At 72.1% G+C, this 17,341-nt stretch carries 8 protein-coding genes; 5 read left to right on the top strand and 3 right to left on the bottom strand.

The features are described from left to right. Window positions 1-14: 14 nt before the first annotated feature. The 5 genes from ACWGO0_RS19650 (at window position 15) to ACWGO0_RS19630 (ending at window position 9,747) form a co-directional block, all read left to right on the top strand. Window positions 15-3,551, top strand: coding sequence for an FHA domain-containing protein (locus ACWGO0_RS19650; RefSeq protein WP_453536163.1), 3,537 nt, complete (start codon window positions 15-17; stop codon window positions 3,549-3,551). 195 nt (window positions 3,552-3,746) lie between these two features. Next, entirely contained in the window at window positions 3,747-5,111 is a 1,365-nt protein-coding gene (locus ACWGO0_RS19645; protein ID WP_453536160.1) for an ABC transporter substrate-binding protein, read from the top strand. Between the two features lie 4 nt (window positions 5,112-5,115). Beyond that, a complete protein-coding gene (locus tag ACWGO0_RS19640) occupies window positions 5,116-6,477 on the top strand; it encodes a carbohydrate ABC transporter permease (protein ID WP_453536157.1) in 1,362 nt (453 codons plus the stop codon). Further along, complete coding sequence (locus tag ACWGO0_RS19635; RefSeq protein ID WP_453536154.1) at window positions 6,474-7,352, top strand: carbohydrate ABC transporter permease; 879 nt, start codon at window positions 6,474-6,476, stop codon at window positions 7,350-7,352. Before ACWGO0_RS19640 ends, ACWGO0_RS19635 begins: the two co-directional genes overlap by 4 nt. Before the next feature lie 157 nt (window positions 7,353-7,509). After that, window positions 7,510-9,747 carry a bifunctional glycosyltransferase/CDP-glycerol:glycerophosphate glycerophosphotransferase gene (locus ACWGO0_RS19630; RefSeq protein ID WP_453536151.1) on the top strand — a complete coding sequence of 746 codons (2,238 nt, stop codon included), beginning with the start codon at window positions 7,510-7,512 and terminating at the stop codon, window positions 9,745-9,747. A 30-nt stretch (window positions 9,748-9,777) separates the two neighbouring features. Here the strand turns inward: ACWGO0_RS19630 and ACWGO0_RS19625 are convergent, their stop codons facing one another. From ACWGO0_RS19625 to ACWGO0_RS19615, 3 genes are read right to left on the bottom strand one after another with little or no spacing between them, the layout of a single operon-like run. Beyond that, complete coding sequence (locus ACWGO0_RS19625; protein WP_453536148.1) at window positions 9,778-10,926, bottom strand: glycosyltransferase; 1,149 nt, start codon at window positions 10,924-10,926, stop codon at window positions 9,778-9,780. Beyond that, window positions 10,923-13,793: a CDP-glycerol glycerophosphotransferase family protein gene (locus tag ACWGO0_RS19620; protein WP_453536145.1), complete on the bottom strand. Its 2,871-nt coding sequence runs from the start codon at window positions 13,791-13,793 to the stop codon at window positions 10,923-10,925. The genes ACWGO0_RS19625 and ACWGO0_RS19620 overlap by 4 nt, the downstream gene beginning before the upstream one ends. Then, a complete protein-coding gene (locus ACWGO0_RS19615; protein ID WP_453536142.1) occupies window positions 13,790-17,248 on the bottom strand; it encodes a CDP-glycerol glycerophosphotransferase family protein in 3,459 nt (1,152 codons plus the stop codon). Before ACWGO0_RS19615 ends, ACWGO0_RS19620 begins: the two co-directional genes overlap by 4 nt. Window positions 17,249-17,341 lie beyond the last annotated feature (93 nt).

Genomic DNA, 17,341 nt, shown 5'->3' with positions numbered 1-17,341 from the left:
GACCGCTGACGGCGATGCAGATCCGGCTGACCGTCCTCGCGCCGCGCAGCGGCCAGACCCCGACCCCGGCGCGCGCCTGCGATGTGCTCGTCACCGCCCCCGCGGGCACCGCACTCGCCGCCGTCGCCTCCGGCCTGGCATCGGCCGTGTCCGGACCCGACAGCTCCATGGGCGGCGGTGCGGTGGTGCTGTTCGCCGGACGCGAGCGGCTCGACGCGCAGCGCATCGCCCTGGGTGAGCCACCGCTGGTGGACGGCGCGGTGCTCTCGCTCCAGGTGCCCGGTGAGGACGAGGCGGCGGACGACGCCGTCCCCGCGCACCTGCACGTGATCGCCGGACCCGACGCGGGCGGGGTGCATCTGCTGCACGGCGGGCAGATCAGGATCGGCCGCTCCGCCGACGCGGACGTCCCCCTCGACGACCCGGACGTGTCCCGGCTGCACTGCGCGGTGACGGTCTCCGAGGACGGCCGGGTCTCGGTGACGGACCTGGGCTCGACGAACGGCACATCGCTGGACGGTACGGAGGTCCACGACCGGCCGGTCCGGCTGAACCCGGGCGCGCTGCTGCGCCTCGGCGAATCGACGCTCCGGCTCACTTCGGGCACCCGTGCCCCCGTGCTGCCGACGGCCCCGGACGGCGAGGGCCACCTGCGGGTGAACCGGGCGTCCGTCGCCCACACCCCGGAGCCTTCGCAGCGTGAGGCGGAGTACGGGGAGAGTTACGGGGACGGCTCGGCGCACGCGTACGGCGAGGCCCCTTCGCGGGGCGGCCAGGGGCCGGCCGCACACGACGACCACCGGTACGGGCAGGCCGGGGCGCACTCCCCCGCCACCCATGGGCACGGCACCCGTGTCACGGCGGAGGAGGCTCCCCGGCGCGGCGGCATAGGCGCCTGGGCGCGACGGCTCGCCGGCGGCAGGGGCGACGGGGCGCACGACACAGCAGGGCAGGCGGACGATTCCTTCGCCCCCGCCCCGTCGCCCTCTCCCTTCTCCTCGCCGCCCGCGCGTTCCGCCGCCCCGGAGGGGACGTGGCCCGACCCGGCGGCGGTGCTCCTGACGGCTCTCGGACCCGGCCCGCGCCTGTGGGAGCGCGACACCGCGCACCCCGAGGCCCTGGTCGTACGGCTGGGGACGACCGACCGCGCCGACCTGCCTGCCGTTCCGGTGACCGTGGGCCTGCGGGAGGCCGGTTCGCTCGGTCTCGCGGGGCCCAGGGCCCGGCTGGCCGGACTGGCCCGGTCGACGGTCGCGCAGCTCGCCGCGCTGCACTCCCCTTTCGATCTGGAGATCGTGCTGATCAGCACGGACCGCGCACGCAGCGCGGACGAGCGCCGCCGCGAGTGGGCGTGGCTCGGGTGGCTGCCGCACCTGCGGCCGATGCACGGGCAGGACTGCAGGCTGCTCCTGGCGTACGACCGGGAGCAGGCCACGGCGCGTACGGCGGAGCTGGTGCGCCGGCTGGACGAGGGGCCGCTCGGAGCGGGCTGGGCGAGCGTCGACCGGTCCACGGTCGCCGAGGCCGCCCGGCGGCACACAGGTCCGTACACCGTGGTGATCGTCGACGGCGACCCCGGTTCCGCGGCGCTGCGCGAGACCACGGCCAGGCTGGCCGGTGCGGGGGCGGCTGCCGGTATCCATGTGATCTGCCTGGCCGAGACACCGGCCTCGTCGCCCACGTCTCCGGTCGCCGCGACGTACGACGCGGCCTGCCGGGCCTCGATCGCGTTCCGGGAGTGCGGGGCCGTCGCCATGCTGAGCGGCGACGTGGCGACCGCGCTGCGCCTGCTGCGTACGGCGGGCGGACAGACCGCGGGCCACGGCACCGTGGCGGCCGTGGACGCGGTGTCGCAGGCCTGGGCCGAGCGGTTCGGGCGGGCGCTCGCCCCGCTGCGCGAGGAGGGCTCGGTGGCCCTGCCGGGCCGCCCGATCGCCGCGGCTCTGCCGCCGTCGGCACGCTTGCTGGACGAGCTGGGGCTGGCGAGGGCCACCCCTGCGTCGCTGATGGCGCGCTGGGCCTCCACGGCGGAGGAACAGCCGGGTGCGACACCCCGCCCCGCCGCCGCGCCCGGCCCGTCGGCCGCGGACCTGGACACCCCGGGCTCGGGGCGGACGGTCAGCACAGCCGCCCGCGTGGGCCCTCAGCGCACACCCCCGGAGGGGGGCACCCGCGACTCGGGCCGCACGCCGTACCCGGGAACCACGACCCACGGCTCGGGCCGCACGCCGTACCCGGGCACGGACACGCACGGCTCGGGCCGCACCCCGTACCCCCGCACCGACAACACAGGCTCTGGCCGCACTCCGTACCCCGGCGCCGACACCCGCGACTCCGGCCGTACCCCATACCCCCGCACCGACACCCGTGACTCCGGCCGGACCACGTACCCCGACACCCGTGACTCCGGCCGGACCCCGTACCCCGGAACGGACGCCTGGGGCTCGGGACCAACCCCGTACCCCGGCGCCGAGTCATCCGGCTCCGGCCGCACCCCCGGCGGCGCTTCGGCGGGGTATGCCGGGCGGCCCGTGATCGTGCTCGGGGCCGGGCCCCGGGGGGCCCTCAGTATCGATCTGGCCGACGAAGGGCCGCACCTGCTCGTCGAGGGCCCCGCGGGCAGCGGGCGTACCGAGTTGCTGCGTGCCGTCGCCGCCTCGCTGTCCGCCGCGGCCCGGCCCGACCGGCTCGGCATCCTGCTCATCGACGGCGCGGGCAACGAGCGCGGCGAGGGACTTCGTCCCTGCACCGAACTCCCGCACGTCTTCACGCACTTGGTGGCATCCGATCCCGTGAGGATGCGGGAGTTCGCCCAGGCACTCGGCGGTGAGCTGAAGCGCCGGGCCGAGCTGCTCGGCCCGCTGGACTTCGCCGAGTGGCACGCGCGGCACGAGGTGTCGCAGCGGATGGTGGGCCAGCGTCCGCCGAGCGCGGCCGAGCAGCGCGGCGACATCGACTCTCCGGCCACCGGCACCCTGCGGCTGAGACCCGCCTCGCGGACCGCGGACCCGGGCCCTTCGCCGCTGCCCCGGCTCGTCGTCCTGGCGGACGACTTCGACGCCCTGGTCGCCCCAGCCCTCGGCAGCCCCGGCCGCCCGGCCGCCGGGTCCGTCGTCCGGGCCCTGGAGGCCGTGGCCAGGGACGGCGGCCGGCTCGGCGTCCACCTGGTCGCGACCTCCGCGCGCCCGGACCGCACCGAGGACACCGAACTGGCACGCGGGGCCCGGTTGCGGATCATCCTCGACGCACCGGCCGTACCACCGTCCCCGGACGAACCCGCCCCGGGTCGCGGGCGGTTGGGGCATCCCGACGGCCGGGTCACCCCGTTCCAGGGCGGCCGGGTCACCGGCCGTATCCCCCGTACGGCGACCCTGCGCCCCACCGTCGTCCCGCTGGAGTGGGAGCGGATGGGCGATCCGCCCACCCGGCGCCCCGTCCGCGAGCTGGGCAACGGACCGACGGACCTGGCGCTGCTGGCCAGCGCCCTGGAGCGCGCGGCCCGTTCGGTGAACGCGGAGCGACTGCCCCCGCTCCTCCCCTTCCCTTCCTGACGTCACGAGGCCATCACGATCGGCTGGTTGGGGCTGATCGCGGTATTGCGGCGCCCGTGCCCCGGGCGTAGGACTGTGCGCACGGACGACGTGAACGCACTGAACGCACGACATGTGTACGGAGTGGCAGCGCACGCAGGCCCATCGGCGGCGCCATCGCTCCGCGCACATGCGCGCAGGAGAGACGGGGCAGGGATGCGCACAACCCTTCGAATGCGTAGGGCCGCACTGGTATGCACCGCCGTCGGGGCACTGGCCCTCACCGGCTGCGGTGGGGACAGCGACGGCAAGGACAAGCCGGGCAAGGGTTCCGCCAAGGACACCACCAGCCCGTCGAGCGTCGTATTACCGAAACTGGACGGCGAGAAGATCTCGGTCGCAGCCGTGTGGACCGGGCCCGAGCAGGCCAACTTCACCAAGGTTCTGGACGAGTTCGAGAAGCGCACGGGTTCGACGGTCACCTTCGTCCCGGCGCAGGACCCGATCGTCAACTTCCTCGGTACGAAGGTGGCGGGAGGCCAGCCGCCGGACGTCGCGATGATCCCGCAGGTCGGCGCGATCCAGCAGGCCGTGGCGAAGAAGTGGGCCAAGCCGGTGGGGCCCGAGGCGAGGGCCCAGCTGGGCCAGAACTACGCACAGGTCTGGCAGGACCTCGGAGCGGTCGACGGCACCCAGTACGGGGTGTACTTCAAGGCCGCGAACAAGTCCCTGATCTGGTACAACGCGAAGGCGTTCGAGAACGCGGGCGCGAGCGAGCCGAAGACCTGGAAGGACTTCCTGGCCACCGCCGAGACGGTCTCCGCCTCCGGTGTCACCCCGGTCTCGGTCGGCGGCGCGGACGGCTGGACCCTCACCGACTGGTTCGAGAACGTGTACCTCTCCCAGGCGGGCCCGGAGAAGTACGACCAGCTGGCGCAGCACGAGATCAAGTGGACGGACCCGTCCGTGAAGGACGCGCTCACCACGCTCGCCCAGCTCTTCGGCAAGCCCAGCCTGATCGCGGGGGGCGCCGACGGCGCGCTCCAGACGGAGTTCCCGGCGTCCGTCACCCAGACGTTCACCGGCGGCGACCAGCCCAAGGGCGCCATGGTCTTCGAGGGCGACTTCGTCTCCATCAACATCGCCCAGACCGAGGCCAAGATCGGGACGGACGCCAAGGTGTTCCCGTTCCCGGCGGTCGGCGCCGAATCCCCCGTGGTGACGGGCGGCGACGCGGCGGTGGCCCTGAAGGACAGCAAGGGCGCGCAGGCGCTGCTGACCTGGCTGGCCTCCACCGACGCGGCGAAGATCTGGGCAGAGGCGGGCGGGTTCATCTCGCCGAACAAGGGCCTGGACGCCGCCGCGTATCCGAACGAGGTGCAGCGCACGATGGCCGAGGCACTGATCGCGGCCGGTGACGACGTCAGGTTCGACATGTCCGACCAGGCACCGCAGTCCTTCGGCGGTACCCCCGGGAAGGGCGAGTGGAAGATTCTCCAGGACTTCCTGAAGAACCCGAAGGACATCGCGGGGACTCAAGCCAAGCTGGAGTCCGACGCGGCCAAGGCGTTCAAGAGCTGACGGGATGAGCGAAGCGGCCAAGGGGGACACCGCCTCGGTGTCCCCCGCAGACCAGCGTCCACATCAGCGCCCGCGCAGGAGCGTGACCGGTACCCGGAAGATCATCGCGGCGGTGTTCCTGCTGCCCGCACTGGTGCTCCTCGGCGCGCTCGTGGTCTATCCCATCGTCTACTCCGTCTACCGGTCCTTCTTCGACCAGGCGGGTACGGGCTTCGCCGGGATCGACAACTACAAGGCCCTGTTCTCCGACACCACCATCCGTACGGCGGTCAAGAACAACGCGGTCTGGGTGGTGTTCGCACCGACCATTTCCACCGCCCTCGGGCTGATCTTCGCGGTGCTCACCGAACGCATCCGCTGGGGTACGGCGTTCAAACTGATCGTCTTCATGCCGATGGCGATCTCGATGCTCGCCGCCGGCATCATCTTCCGGCTGGTGTACGACCAGGCACCGGAGCGCGGTGTCGCCAACGCCGTATGGGTGGGTGTGCACGACACGTTCGCCGAGTCGGCGGGCTTCCCCAAGGCGCATCCGCTGCCCGTGCATCCGCTGAAGGCGGGCGGCGGCGGTTCGTTCGTCACTAAGCAGCCGGTGAAGGCCGGTGAGCCGGTCCTGATTCCGCTCGTCGGCGTGGCACCGGCCAAGATGCCGGGCGACGCCGCTCCGGCGAAGGCGGCCACCGCCGGGGACGGGAAGATCACCGGCACCGCCTGGCTCGACTTCACCAAGGGCGGCGGCGGCAAACCCAATGTCGTCGACCCCAAGGAGCTCGGCCTCAAGGGCATCAAGGTCGAGGCGGTCAAGGACGGCAAGGTGATCGCGTCGGCGACGGCGGGCGCGGACGGTACGTTCACGCTGCCCGCCTCTGCCGACGGCGCCCAGGTCCGGCTGCCCGCAGCCAACTTCGCGGAGCCGTACAACGGCGTCGACTGGCTCGGACCGTCCCTGGTGACGCCCGGGATCATCGGCAGTTACGTGTGGATGTGGGCGGGCTTCGCGATGGTACTGATCGCGGCGGGCCTGGCCGGTCTGCCGCGTGAACTCCTGGAAGCGGCCCGGGTGGACGGCGCCAGTGAATGGCAGGTGTTCCGCCGGATCACGGTCCCGCTGCTCGCACCGGTCCTCGCGGTGGTGCTGGTCACCCTGATGATCAACGTCCTGAAGATCTTCGACCTGGTGTTCATCATCGCGCCGGGGTCCTCGCAGGACGACGCGAACGTGCTGGCGCTCCAGCTGTACCGGTCCTCGTTCGGCACGGACGCCGACCTGGGGATCGGCAGCGCCATCGCCGTACTCCTGCTGCTGCTGGTGATCCCGGTGATGCTGTTCAACATCCGCCGGATACGGAAGGAGGGGCGCCGGTGACCACAGCGCCAACGGTGAAGGCCAAGCAGTCACTCGGCGCGCGGATCGCCGCCCGGGCCGGCGGCGGGGTGATGCGGGTCTTCCTGATCCTGGTCGGCCTGTTCTGGCTGATGCCGACGATCGGACTGCTCCTCTCCTCGCTGCGGGGCGCCGACGACATCGCGGCGACCGGCTGGTGGAAGGTCCTCACCGCCCCCTCCGAGCTCACCTTCGACAACTACCAGCGCCTGCTGGACAATTCGGTCATCACCGATTCCCTGCTCAGTACGGTGATGATCACCGTCCCGACCACGTTCCTGGTCGTGGTGATCGGTTCGCTCGCCGGATACGCCTTCGCCTGGATGGAGTTCCCCGGCCGCGACTGGTGGTTCCTGATCGTCGTCGGGCTGCTGGTCGTGCCCGTACAGGTCGCCCTGATCCCGGTGTCCGAACTCTTCGGCGTCATCGGGATCTTCGAGACGACCTTCGGCGTGATCATGTTCCACACGGCCTTCGGGCTGCCGTTCGCGATCTTCCTGCTGCGGAACTTCTTCGCGGAGATCCCGCGCGAACTGCTGGAAGCCGCACGGCTCGACGGGGCGGGCGAGATCAGGCTCTTCACCCGTGTGGTGATGCCGCTGGGCGGACCGGCGATCGCCTCGCTCGGGATCTTCCAGTTCCTCTGGGTGTGGAACGACATGCTCGTGGCGCTGATCTTCGCCGACTCCGAGTCCCCGCCGATCACCGTGGCGCTCCAGCAGCAGGTGCGCCAGTTCGGCAACAACATCGACGTGCTGGCGCCCGGCGCCTTCGTCTCGATGGTGATTCCGCTGGCCGTCTTCTTCGCGTTCCAGCGGCAGTTCGTGTCCGGTGTGATGGCGGGCGCAGTGAAGTAGCCATCCTGCCCGACACGTCAACCCGGAGCGGCCCTGTTACCCATAACCGGGCCGCTCCACCGCGTACGTCCCCCGAATGCCACGTCTGGCGTAACCATGTCACTCCATCGGCCGTTTGCGGGCCACCTGCCGCCCGCGACCGACCCATGGATGTGTTGTGCCCCGGTTCAGTGTCATCGTGCCCGCGTACCGGGTCCAGGCGTATCTGCACGAGTGCCTGGACTCGGTGTCGGGCCAGTCCTTCAAGGACTTCGAAATCATCGTGGTCGACGACGGCTCACCGGACGCCTGCGGCGCCATCGCCGACGAGTACGCCGGCCGCGACCACCGGGTCGATGTCGTCCATCTGCCGCAGAACACCGGTCTCGGCCCGGCGCGCAACGCCGGTATCGCCAGGGCGACCGGGGACTACCTGATCTTCCTGGACGGGGACGACACGCTCCTGCCGGACGCGCTCCGGACCATCGCCGACCGGATCGCGGAGACCGGTGGTCCCGACGTCCTCGTCTACGACTACACCCGCGTGTACTGGAACGGCGACACCGTCCGCAACCAGCTCGCCATACACCTCGCCGAGACCGGGCCGGGCTCCTTCCGGCTCGCCGACCGCCCCGAACTCCTCAAGGTCCTGATGGTCGTCTGGAACAAGGCGTACCGCCGCGAGTTCGTGGAGGCCGAGGGCTTCACCTTCCCGCCCGGCTACTACGAGGACACACCCTGGACCTATCCGGTGCTGATGGCCGCCGGATCGGTCGCGGTCCTCGACGCCGTGTGCGTCGGCTACCGCCAGCGGCGCCGGGGCAACATCCTCTCCACCACCAGCCGCCGGCACTTCGACGTCTTCGACCAGTACGACCGGGTCTTCGCGTTCATCGACGCACGCCCCGAACTCGCCGTGTGGCGGCCGGTGATGTTCCGGCGGATGCTCGACCACTTCTCGACCCTGTTCACCTCGCACGGACGGCTGCCGCAGGGCACGCGCGCCGAGTTCTTCCGCCGCGCCCGCGCCCACTGCGCCCGCTACCGCACACCGGGCGCCCGCGTCCCGCGCCGCGCGCGCATGCGCCACGGTCTGTTCCGGCTGGGCGCCCACCGCACGTACCGTCTGCTGTGGGCCGCGCAGCGGCTGCGCGGCGCCCTGGGGCTGCGCGCGGCCTCGCTGCGCCACGTGGTGCGCGGGACCCTCCTCCAGCTGCACTACCGCGTCCAGCTGCGGCTGCCTGTCCGTTCCCGCGAGGCCGTGTTCGCCGCCTACTGGAACCGGGGCTACGCCTGCAACCCGGCGGCGATCGAGGCGAAGGCCCGCGAGCTGGTGCCCGGACTGCGGACCTCGTGGATCTGCCGTCCCGAAGACGCGCACACCGTGCCCACGAGCACCCGCACGCTGCACCCGGGGACGTACCGCTACTGGACCGCACTGGCCCGCTCCAAGTACCTCGTGAACAACGTCAACTTCGACCGGCGGCTGGTGAAGAGGCGTAGTCAGGTGCTGTTGCAGACCCACCACGGGACGCCGCTGAAGACGATGGGGACGGACCTGCGGGACCGTCCGGCCGCTGCCGGGACCACGGACTTCGATCAGCTGCTGCGCAACATCGACAAGTGGGACTACTCCCTCTCCGCCAATCCGCACTCCACGCTCGTGTGGGAGCGGACCTACCCCTCCGGCTACACGACGCTGGAGTACGGCTATCCGCGCAACGACGTCTTCCAGCGCACGAACGCGCAGGAGGTGGCCAGACTGCGCGAGACGCTCTCCATCCCCGAGGACTGCACCGCGATCCTGTACGCGCCGACGCACCGCGACTACCGGCGCTCCCAGCGGCACTCCCTGGACCTGGAACAACTCCTCCAGGTGCTCGGACCGCGTTATGTGGTCCTGGCCCGCTCCCACTACCTGCACAGCGCCCCGAAGGCCCCGGCCCGCCGGACCCCGCACCCCCGGATCATCGACGTCAGCGACCATCCGTCGCTGGAGACACTGTGTCTCGCATCGGACGCGCTGATCACGGACTACTCGTCACTGATGTTCGACTACGCCAACCTGGACCGCCCGCTCGTCATCCACCTGGACGACAGCCAGGCGTACGAGGCGGCCCGGGGGACGTACTTCGACCTCCAGGCGTTCCCGCCCGGAGTCGTCGCGCGCAGCCAGGACGAACTGCTCGACATCTTCACCACGGACCACTGGCGCGGCTCCCGCTCCGCACAGCTGCGGGCGGCGTTCCGGAGCCGGTTCTGTCCGTACGACGACGGGTACGCCGCCGAGCGGGTGGTGCGCCGGGTCTTCCTGGGCGAGACGGCCGGGCTGCCCGCGCCCGTACCGCTCAAGGAACGCCGGCCCATCGGGGCGCTGCCCCGGCAGACCGCCGTGCGGGAGTCCATGGGCGGGTGAGATCAAGCCCGTCCGCGCGCCGGGAGGAGCTCACCGCTCCAGGAAGTCGAAGAGCTCCTCCCAGCGCCGTACGGTCTCCGCCTCGGAGAACCGCTGCACATTGGCCCGTGCCCGCTCCCCCATCGCGTCCCGCATCCGCGGGTTGCCGGTCAGCCGCAGCAGCCGGTCGGCGAGGGCGCCGATGTCCCCGGGCGCCGCGAGGAGGCCGTCCTCGCCGTCGCGCACGATCTCCCGTACGCCGGGCGCGCAGTCGAAGGCGGCGCACGGCACACCGCTCGCCATCGCCTCCATGAGCGCCAGCGGGAAGCCTTCGCCGCGTGAGGACTGCACGAAGACCGAGGCGTCGGCGAGGGCCCCCGGCACGTCGTCCGTGCGGCCCTTCCACTCGACCGAACCGTCCAGGCCCAGTTCGCTGCACCGGGCCCTCAGTTCCGCTTCGTCCTCGCCCGCCCCGTACACCGCGAGCCGCCATTCAGGGCGCTGCGGGGCCACCAGTGCCCAGGTGTCCAGGAGCATGTCGATGCCCTTCTGGTCGCTGAGCCTGCCGATGCTCGCCACGCTCGTCGCGGTGCGCGGGGAGGGCACTTCGGGCAGCCCGGCCAGGGCGTTCGGCATGAATCCGACGTTGTTCATGCCGTCGCCCGCCCAGATGTCGGCGTCCTCCGCGGTGAGGACGAGCCAGTGGTCCAGGGCGCTGTAGTGGTTCTTGATCCAGCGGTAGCGGTGGCTCGCGCGGGAGTAGTCGTACGACTCGTGGCTCATCCCGATGACCCGGTGGCCGGAGGTGTCGGCCTCGCCGACCCATTCCATGGCCCACACCTGGGTGACGACGACGACGGCCCCGGGCGGCGCCGAGCGGAAGATCTCCGAGAGCCGCCGGACCGCGTGCCGCTTCTCCTCGGCTCTGGCCGCCTCCCTGCGGCGTGCCGGGAGCCGGAAGCGGTCCCGCAGACTCCTGGGCGCCCAAGGGGTCGGCGGGTGGGCCGGGTAGAGGGCGGTGACGGGGATGCCGGGGGCTTCGGGCAGCGCCATCTTCAGCTCCGACGCGTGGATGCCGATCACCTGCACCCGGTGTCCGCGCTGCTGGAAGAGCCGGGCGGTCCGGTGCGTCCAGCCGGTGACTCCGCCGAGTTCGTCCGTGCTGTTGGAGACGAGGAACACGTCACGGCTGCGGCTCATCGGCCTGCCTCCTCGGTGTTGCGGGACAGATGGCGGGCGAAGAGGGTCCGGACGACGGTACGGGCCGCGTCGCCCTTGTCGTAGCCGCCGAACTCCTCGGCGAACGCGGCGCGCGCCTCCTGGAACTCGACGTCGGTGGCCTTGAGCCTGCCCATCACGGCGAACAGTTCGTCCTCCGTCTCCGCCACCGGACCCGGTGCCTTCTCCCGCAGGTCGAAGTAGCTGCCGCGGGCCTCGGCATAGGCGTCGAGGTCGGGCGCGAACAGGACGACGGGGCGGTCGAGGAGTGCGTAGTCGAACATGATCGACGAGTAGTCGGTGATCAGCACATCGGCGAGCGTGAGGAGTTCGGTGACGTCGTGGTGCGAGGAGACGTCCAGCACCGTCCCGGGCGGGCACACGGGCAGCCTCGCGGCCTCCAGGTAGTGGGCCCGCACGAGCAGGGTGTACTCGTCGCCGAAGCGCTGCGCGAAGCGCGCCACGTCCAGCAGGAGGCGGCGGCGCTTGCGCTTCCCGGTGCCGCCGCGGAACGTCGGCGCGTACAGCACGACCTTCTTGTGGTCGGGGATGCCGAGCTCCTCGGCGAGCGCCGGGCGCGGCAGCCGCCCTTCGGCCTCGTCCCTGGCGCGCGCGGCGGCCAGGGCGTCGTTGCGGGGGTAGCCGGTCGCCAGCAGCCGCTCGGCGGGGAGCCGGTAGGCGCGGGCGAGGGTGTTCACGTCGTGCCCGGAGCGGACGAGGAAGTGGTCGAAGCGGTGCACGGCCTCCTGGAGGCGTTGGCGCTGCGGGGCGTTCTGCATCCGGACGCGCGTCTCGTCGAAGCCCATCCGCTTGTACGCCGAGCCGTGCCAGGTCTGGAGATAGGTGGTGCCGGGGCGCTTGCGCAGGTTCTGCGGGAAGCCCTGGTTGTCGACCCAGTACTCGGCCCTGGCCAGCGCCCACAGATACCGCCACGACCAGCGCCGTACGAGCCGGGCGTCGGCCGGGAAGCCCTTGGGGGAGCTCTCGTACGACCAGACGCAGCGCAGCGCGAGGCCCTGTCGGCGGACCTCTTCGTGGATGGCGCGGGGGCTGTCGCCGTAGCACTTGCCCATGTGGCTCTCGAAGACGACGGAGCCCTTGCGTACGGGCAGCCGGCAGAGCCAGGTGTTGTAGACGGGGGCCTTGAAGGCGCGCGAGTGCAACCGGTCGCGCCGCTTGCGCAGGGCCCGCAGCAGGAGCTGGGCCTTGCGTGCGGGGCGGAAGTGGGTGGCGTAGTGGACCAGGCGGCGCAGGACGCGGGCGGGGCGGCTGCGGGCCACGAGGCGCAGGGCCAGGTGGTCCTTGAGCGTGACGTAGGGCTCCCAGGTGTCTCCGGCGAGCCGTCCGAGGCGTGGCCTGGCGGTGAAGCGGTCCGCCCGGCCGAGCAGGTCGTGGGCGGCGAACAGGTCGCTGACGTTGCGGGCGTCACCGGACTCGACGAACAGGCGGGCGTCCCACAGGGTGTCCCGTGCGCCGAGCGGGCGCAGGACGCGGGTGAGGTCGGCGTGGGCCCGCCAGCGGATGCCGGTGGCCTCGCGGCGCAGTTCACCGACCGGGAAGCGGAAGGCGCGCGAGCCGTCCCGCACCCGGAACTCCAGCTGTGCGGTGAGCGGAAGTTCGGGGTCGGGTCCGGCGTGGGAGGGCAGGACCAGGTGCCCTTCCAGGAGCAGCTGTCCGTTGTCGGTGGTGCACCGGGTGAGCCTGTTCATCAGCCGCAGCTCACCGAACGTGCGGTACTGATGGCCGAGTTCGGTGACGTCGAGGCCGACGGGCGCCGCCTGACCGCTGTCCCCGGCGGGCCAGTGGACGCGTCCGTCGTCGCCGGTGGTGAGGGGGGCGGCCACCGTCCCGGGGCGGCTCAGGGCGTACGCCGCCGCGAGTACGCCGTCCGCGTCGCCCTGGGCGAGCAGGTGGACGGCGACGCGTTCGAGGGGCGGCAGCGTCTCCCGGACCGGGCCCGGGACGCTGCCGGCCAGGCCGAGGGCGGTGGCCGCGGCGATCCGGTCGCGTTCGGCGGCGGGCAGCCGGGGGAAACTCCGGGCGAGGGGCACCAGCCGGTCGACGGCGAAGGCGCGTTCCCGCTGCTCGCGCAGTTCGTGCAGACCCTGTGCGACCAGCGTGTTGCATACGCCGCGGTGGGCCCGGAACGATCCGGCGACGTCCGGCCCGTCCGCCGCCCGCCCGGTCACGATCAGTCTGCGTACGAGGGCGATGCGGCCGACCGCGGCGGCGGCCAGGGGCCCGAACAGGATCTCGCTGCGGGTGAGGTCGTCCTCGTACCGCAGGCCGTGCCGCTCCAGGGCCTCGCGGCGCACACAAAATCCGGTCACCAGGGCGTCCCTGACGGTCAGTTCGGGTGCGTCGGTGAAGCGGGCGAGCGTCCGGGAGCGGGCGAACAGCTGGTGCTGCCAGGGAGGCTCCTGCTCCTTCACGCCGTCCCCGGTGAGCCGGCTCCAGCGGCCGGCGACGAGGTCGGCTCCGGTGCGTTCGGCGGCCTCCAAGAGGTTGCGGCAGGCGTGGAGGTGGAGCCGTTCGCCCTCGCCGAGCACGAGGACATGACGACCCCCGGCGGCATCAAGTCCCATGTTCCGCATGGCCGCCGTGGTGCTCGCGTCCCCTTCCGCGACGAGGAGGCGGACCCGGCCGGGGCTCGCCGCGGCGAGTGCGTCGGCCGCCGCCCGGGTGTCCGCGTCGCAGCCGGCGGCGAGGACGACGAGGGCCTCGGTGGCCCGCAGGCTCTGACCGGTCACGGAGTCGACGGACGCCCGCAGCGCGGCGGCCCCTCCCCCGCCGGTGACCACACAGCTGAAGTCCGGTGCGTTCACGACCGTCGGGTCCGGTGCGCTCATACCTGCTCCCCCTTGAGCATCAGATCGGCGACCCGCGCCGCAGCGCCGCCGTCGTCGAGGTCGCAGAAAGACTCACGGAACCTGGCGTAGGCGTCGCGATGGGATTCGCTGACGGACGCGAGGTCCCGCAGGGCCTCCACCACACCCGCCGATGTGGGGATCAGCGGCCCCGGTGCCCGAGCGGCGAAGTCGAAGCAGAAGCCGCGCAGGGTGTCGCGGTAGTGCTCCAGGTCGTATGTGTGGAACACCATCGGGCGGCCGGTCCCGGCGAAGTCGAACATCAGGGACGAGTAGTCGGTGACCAGGACGTCACTGATCAGGATCAGCTCGGCGACGTCCGGGTAGCGCGACACGTCGCGGACGAACTCGCCGCGCGGGATGCTCCCGCCCACCAGGTAGTGGCGGCGCACCAGCAGGACGCTGTCCTCGCCGAGTTCCTTCTCGGCGTGTTCCAGGTCGAGTTGGAGGTCGAGTCCGTAGCGACCGCCCTTCTTGGGCCGGTCCTCGCGCCAGGTGGGCGCGTAGAGGATCACGCGCTTGCCGTCGGGGATGCCGAGCCGTTCCCGTACGGCGTCGGCGACCTTCTCCCGGTCGGGGGCGTACAGGAGGTCGTTGCGCGGGTAGCCGCACTCGACGACCGCGCCGGTGTGCCCGAAGGCGCGCCGCATGACCGGAGTGGAGAAGGTGTTCGGCGAGACAAGGACGCTCCACTGGGCGGCGCGGTGCGGCATCGACGCCATGTAGGCGGCGTCCGCCGTCGGGGTGCCCGCCAGGTCGCGGCCGATGCGCTTGAGCGGGGTGCCGTGCCAGGTCTGTACGACGAACTGGCCGTCCGCCCGCTCGAACCACTCGGGCAGCTGCGTGTTGGAGACGATCCAGCGGCTGCGGGCCAGCGCCTCGTGCCACTCGGCGCTGTGCAGCGCGACCGCGCGCGCTCCGGCCGGTACGCGGACCTGCTCGTCGCGGACCACCCAGAGGTGTTCGAGCGTGGTGTCGCGGCGGGCCAGCTCCTCGTGGACCGCGCGGGGCGAATCGGAGAACTGGCGTCCGTCGAAGCTGCTGTACAGGACGGCCCTGCGCAGCTCCCCCTCCCCGCGCAGGGTGGCGTACCGCTCGCGCAGCCGGCGCTGTCCGTACGCTCCCCGGTCCGCGACGGGCAGGGCGCTGCCGGACTCCAGGGCCAGCCGGTCGTGGAAGCGCCGCTCCAGGGTGAAGAGCCGGCCGCCCGCCGGTTCGCGCCGGAGGGGCAGCCCTGCGTGGAGCGGCGTCCCGGCCCGCACCGGCAGATAGGCGTCCGGGTCGGTCTCGCCCCGTTCGCGCAGGAAGAGGTACCAACGGCCCTCGGCGAGCGGGAGAGTGCCGCCGAGCCCCTCGACGGCAGCCGGGTCGAATCCGGCGCGGAACACGCCCGCCACGGTCTCGGCCGCGAAGGCGCTCTCCTCCTGGTGCCCGCTGTGGCGCAGGACGAGTTCGATGCCTCTGTCGTACGTCCCGGGCAGGCTGCCTTCGATGTCGAGTTCCCCGGTCTCCGTCCAGGAGAGCCGCTCGACGACCGGCTGCACGGCGCGGTCGGTGAGGACCAGGTCGCCGGAGGGGTTGGCGGATGCGTACAGTTCGCGGCCACCCGCGAGCGGGTAGCGCGCCGACGCGGTCTCCGGCCGGGCGGCCACCGTCACCCGGCGCTTCCCGCCGACCAGTTGGACCCCCCACACCCCGTCGGAGCCGCGGAAGGCCGTCAGCGGCAGCTCGGCGACGACCGTGCCGTCCGCCGCCCCGTCCGGGCCGCTGAGTCCCAGAGGGAATTCGCGGGTCTCCTTGGTACGCCATTCCTGGACGCGCAGGGCGGTCGGCTCGCTTCCGTCGAGGACCCGTACCTCGATCCGTACGCCGTCCCCGGTGGCGGTGTGCGAGACGAGGACGGCGTCGATCCGGTCGGTGCGCAGCTCCAGCTTGTTGCCCGACAGGGCGGGGACGATCCGGGTGCGCTCGTCGGTGTACACGACGGCGGGGGCCGCCGGGTTGCCGAGCAGCCGCATCGGACCGCGGCGCGGCCTGCCTGCGCCGAGGACGACGGATTCCAGCTTCCAGGTCCTCCGGCCGCCCGTTCCCGCCCCCCTGGCAGCGAGCTTGCGGGGGTCGACGACTGCCTCGAAGCCGGACCGCTCGTAGCGGTGCAGGGTGCGGCCGGAGCGGGCGGCGGCCTCTTCCGTACGGAAGGTGCGCACGCGTAGCGGCAGGACGCGGCGCCCGGATCTCAGCCAGCCGGTGCCGGCCGGGCGTCCCGGTGCGTTGCGGACGTAGGCGTACCCCTTGAGGTGCAGCAGCCCTTCGCGCCAGACGGCCTGTGTGAGGTGGGCGTGTACGGGCAGATCGGCGGCGCTCAGGGCGGTGGTGCGGCTCGGGAGCGGGCCGTCGACGACCGGGTACTGCGCGCGGGGCCGGAGCAGGCCGCGCACGTGGAAGGTGTCGCGGTCGGGCTTCTCGTACGCGAGCAGGGCGAGGAGTTCCGGCATCCGGCGTTCCCTGATGAGCTGCCACTTGACCCGCAGATGCAGGGGAAGCGCGTCGACGACGGCCGGGTCGACGGTGGCCGCGAAGGTGTTGGCGTGTTCGAGGAACGCCTCGTGGAACGCGGCGTCGCCCTCCGGGAGTGCGGCGATGAACAGCCAGAGGTCACCGGAGAGCGCGTGCTCGTCGTACCGGCGCTTGGCCTCGGCCATGCCCCGCGCGGCGAGGAACCCGCTGACGGTGGAGACGGCGGTGACGCGGTCGCGGATGCCCCGGGGCACCGCACGCCGCGTCGTGATCGAGCCGGCGCGGTCCCGCCAGTGGTACACGGGCTCCTCGACGACGTCGACGGACCGCGCCAGGAAGTGGGCGGGCAGCACGACGGCGATGTCCTCGTACAGGACCCCCGTCGGGAACGCGAAGGCGTGGTGGTCCCAGAAGGACCTGCGGAAGACCTTGTTGCAGGCGATGCGGTCGCCGAGGAGCACCCAGTCCCGGGTGACATGGGTGGCGGACCGCCGTTTCTCCATCGGTTTGCGGAACATCGGCGACTGCTCCAGCGCGCCGTTGGCGCGCAGCCGGAGCACATTACCGGTGGCGAAGTCGGAGCCCGAGCGGCCGAGTTCGGCGAGCATCAGCTCGTACGCGCCCGGCGGCACGATGTCGTCACTGTCGACGAACGTCAGGAACTCCCCGTCCCGGTGGGCCTCCAGGACTCCGGCGTTGCGGGCCGCACCGAGACCGGCGTTCTCCTGGGTGATCAGCCGGAAGCGCGGGTCCCGCGCGGCGAACTCCCGGGCGACCTGCCCGCTTCCGTCCGTCGAACCGTCGTCGACCATGACGACTTCGAGGTCGGGCATGGTCTGTTCGGCGAGCGAGTCCAGGCATGCACCGAGGTACTCCTCGACGTTGTAGAGCGGGACGACGACGGTGAGACGGGGTGCCATGCGCTGTGCACGATCCTTCCGGACGGACAACCTGGGGGTCTGGGGCCGGTGTCCGGCGGATCAGGGCCGGACGCGCCCCAGGGGGTAACAACC

It is taken from the genome of Streptomyces sp. NPDC055749 (genome assembly GCF_053617235.1).
The sequence above is the reverse complement of the archived record's forward strand: the minus strand, read 5'-3'. Positions and strand labels throughout refer to the sequence as shown.

Coding starts and splice junctions, on each gene's coding strand:
- ACWGO0_RS19625 (WP_453536148.1), bottom strand. CDS start 10,926: ATGAGCCGCAGCCGTGACGTGTTCCTCGTCTCCAACAGCACGGACGAA.
- ACWGO0_RS19620 (WP_453536145.1), bottom strand. CDS start 13,793: ATGAGCGCACCGGACCCGACGGTCGTGAACGCACCGGACTTCAGCTGT.
- ACWGO0_RS19650 (WP_453536163.1), top strand. CDS start 15: ATGCAGATCCGGCTGACCGTCCTCGCGCCGCGCAGCGGCCAGACCCCG.
- ACWGO0_RS19640 (WP_453536157.1), top strand. CDS start 5,116: ATGAGCGAAGCGGCCAAGGGGGACACCGCCTCGGTGTCCCCCGCAGAC.
- ACWGO0_RS19615 (WP_453536142.1), bottom strand. CDS start 17,248: ATGGCACCCCGTCTCACCGTCGTCGTCCCGCTCTACAACGTCGAGGAG.
- ACWGO0_RS19645 (WP_453536160.1), top strand. CDS start 3,747: ATGCGCACAACCCTTCGAATGCGTAGGGCCGCACTGGTATGCACCGCC.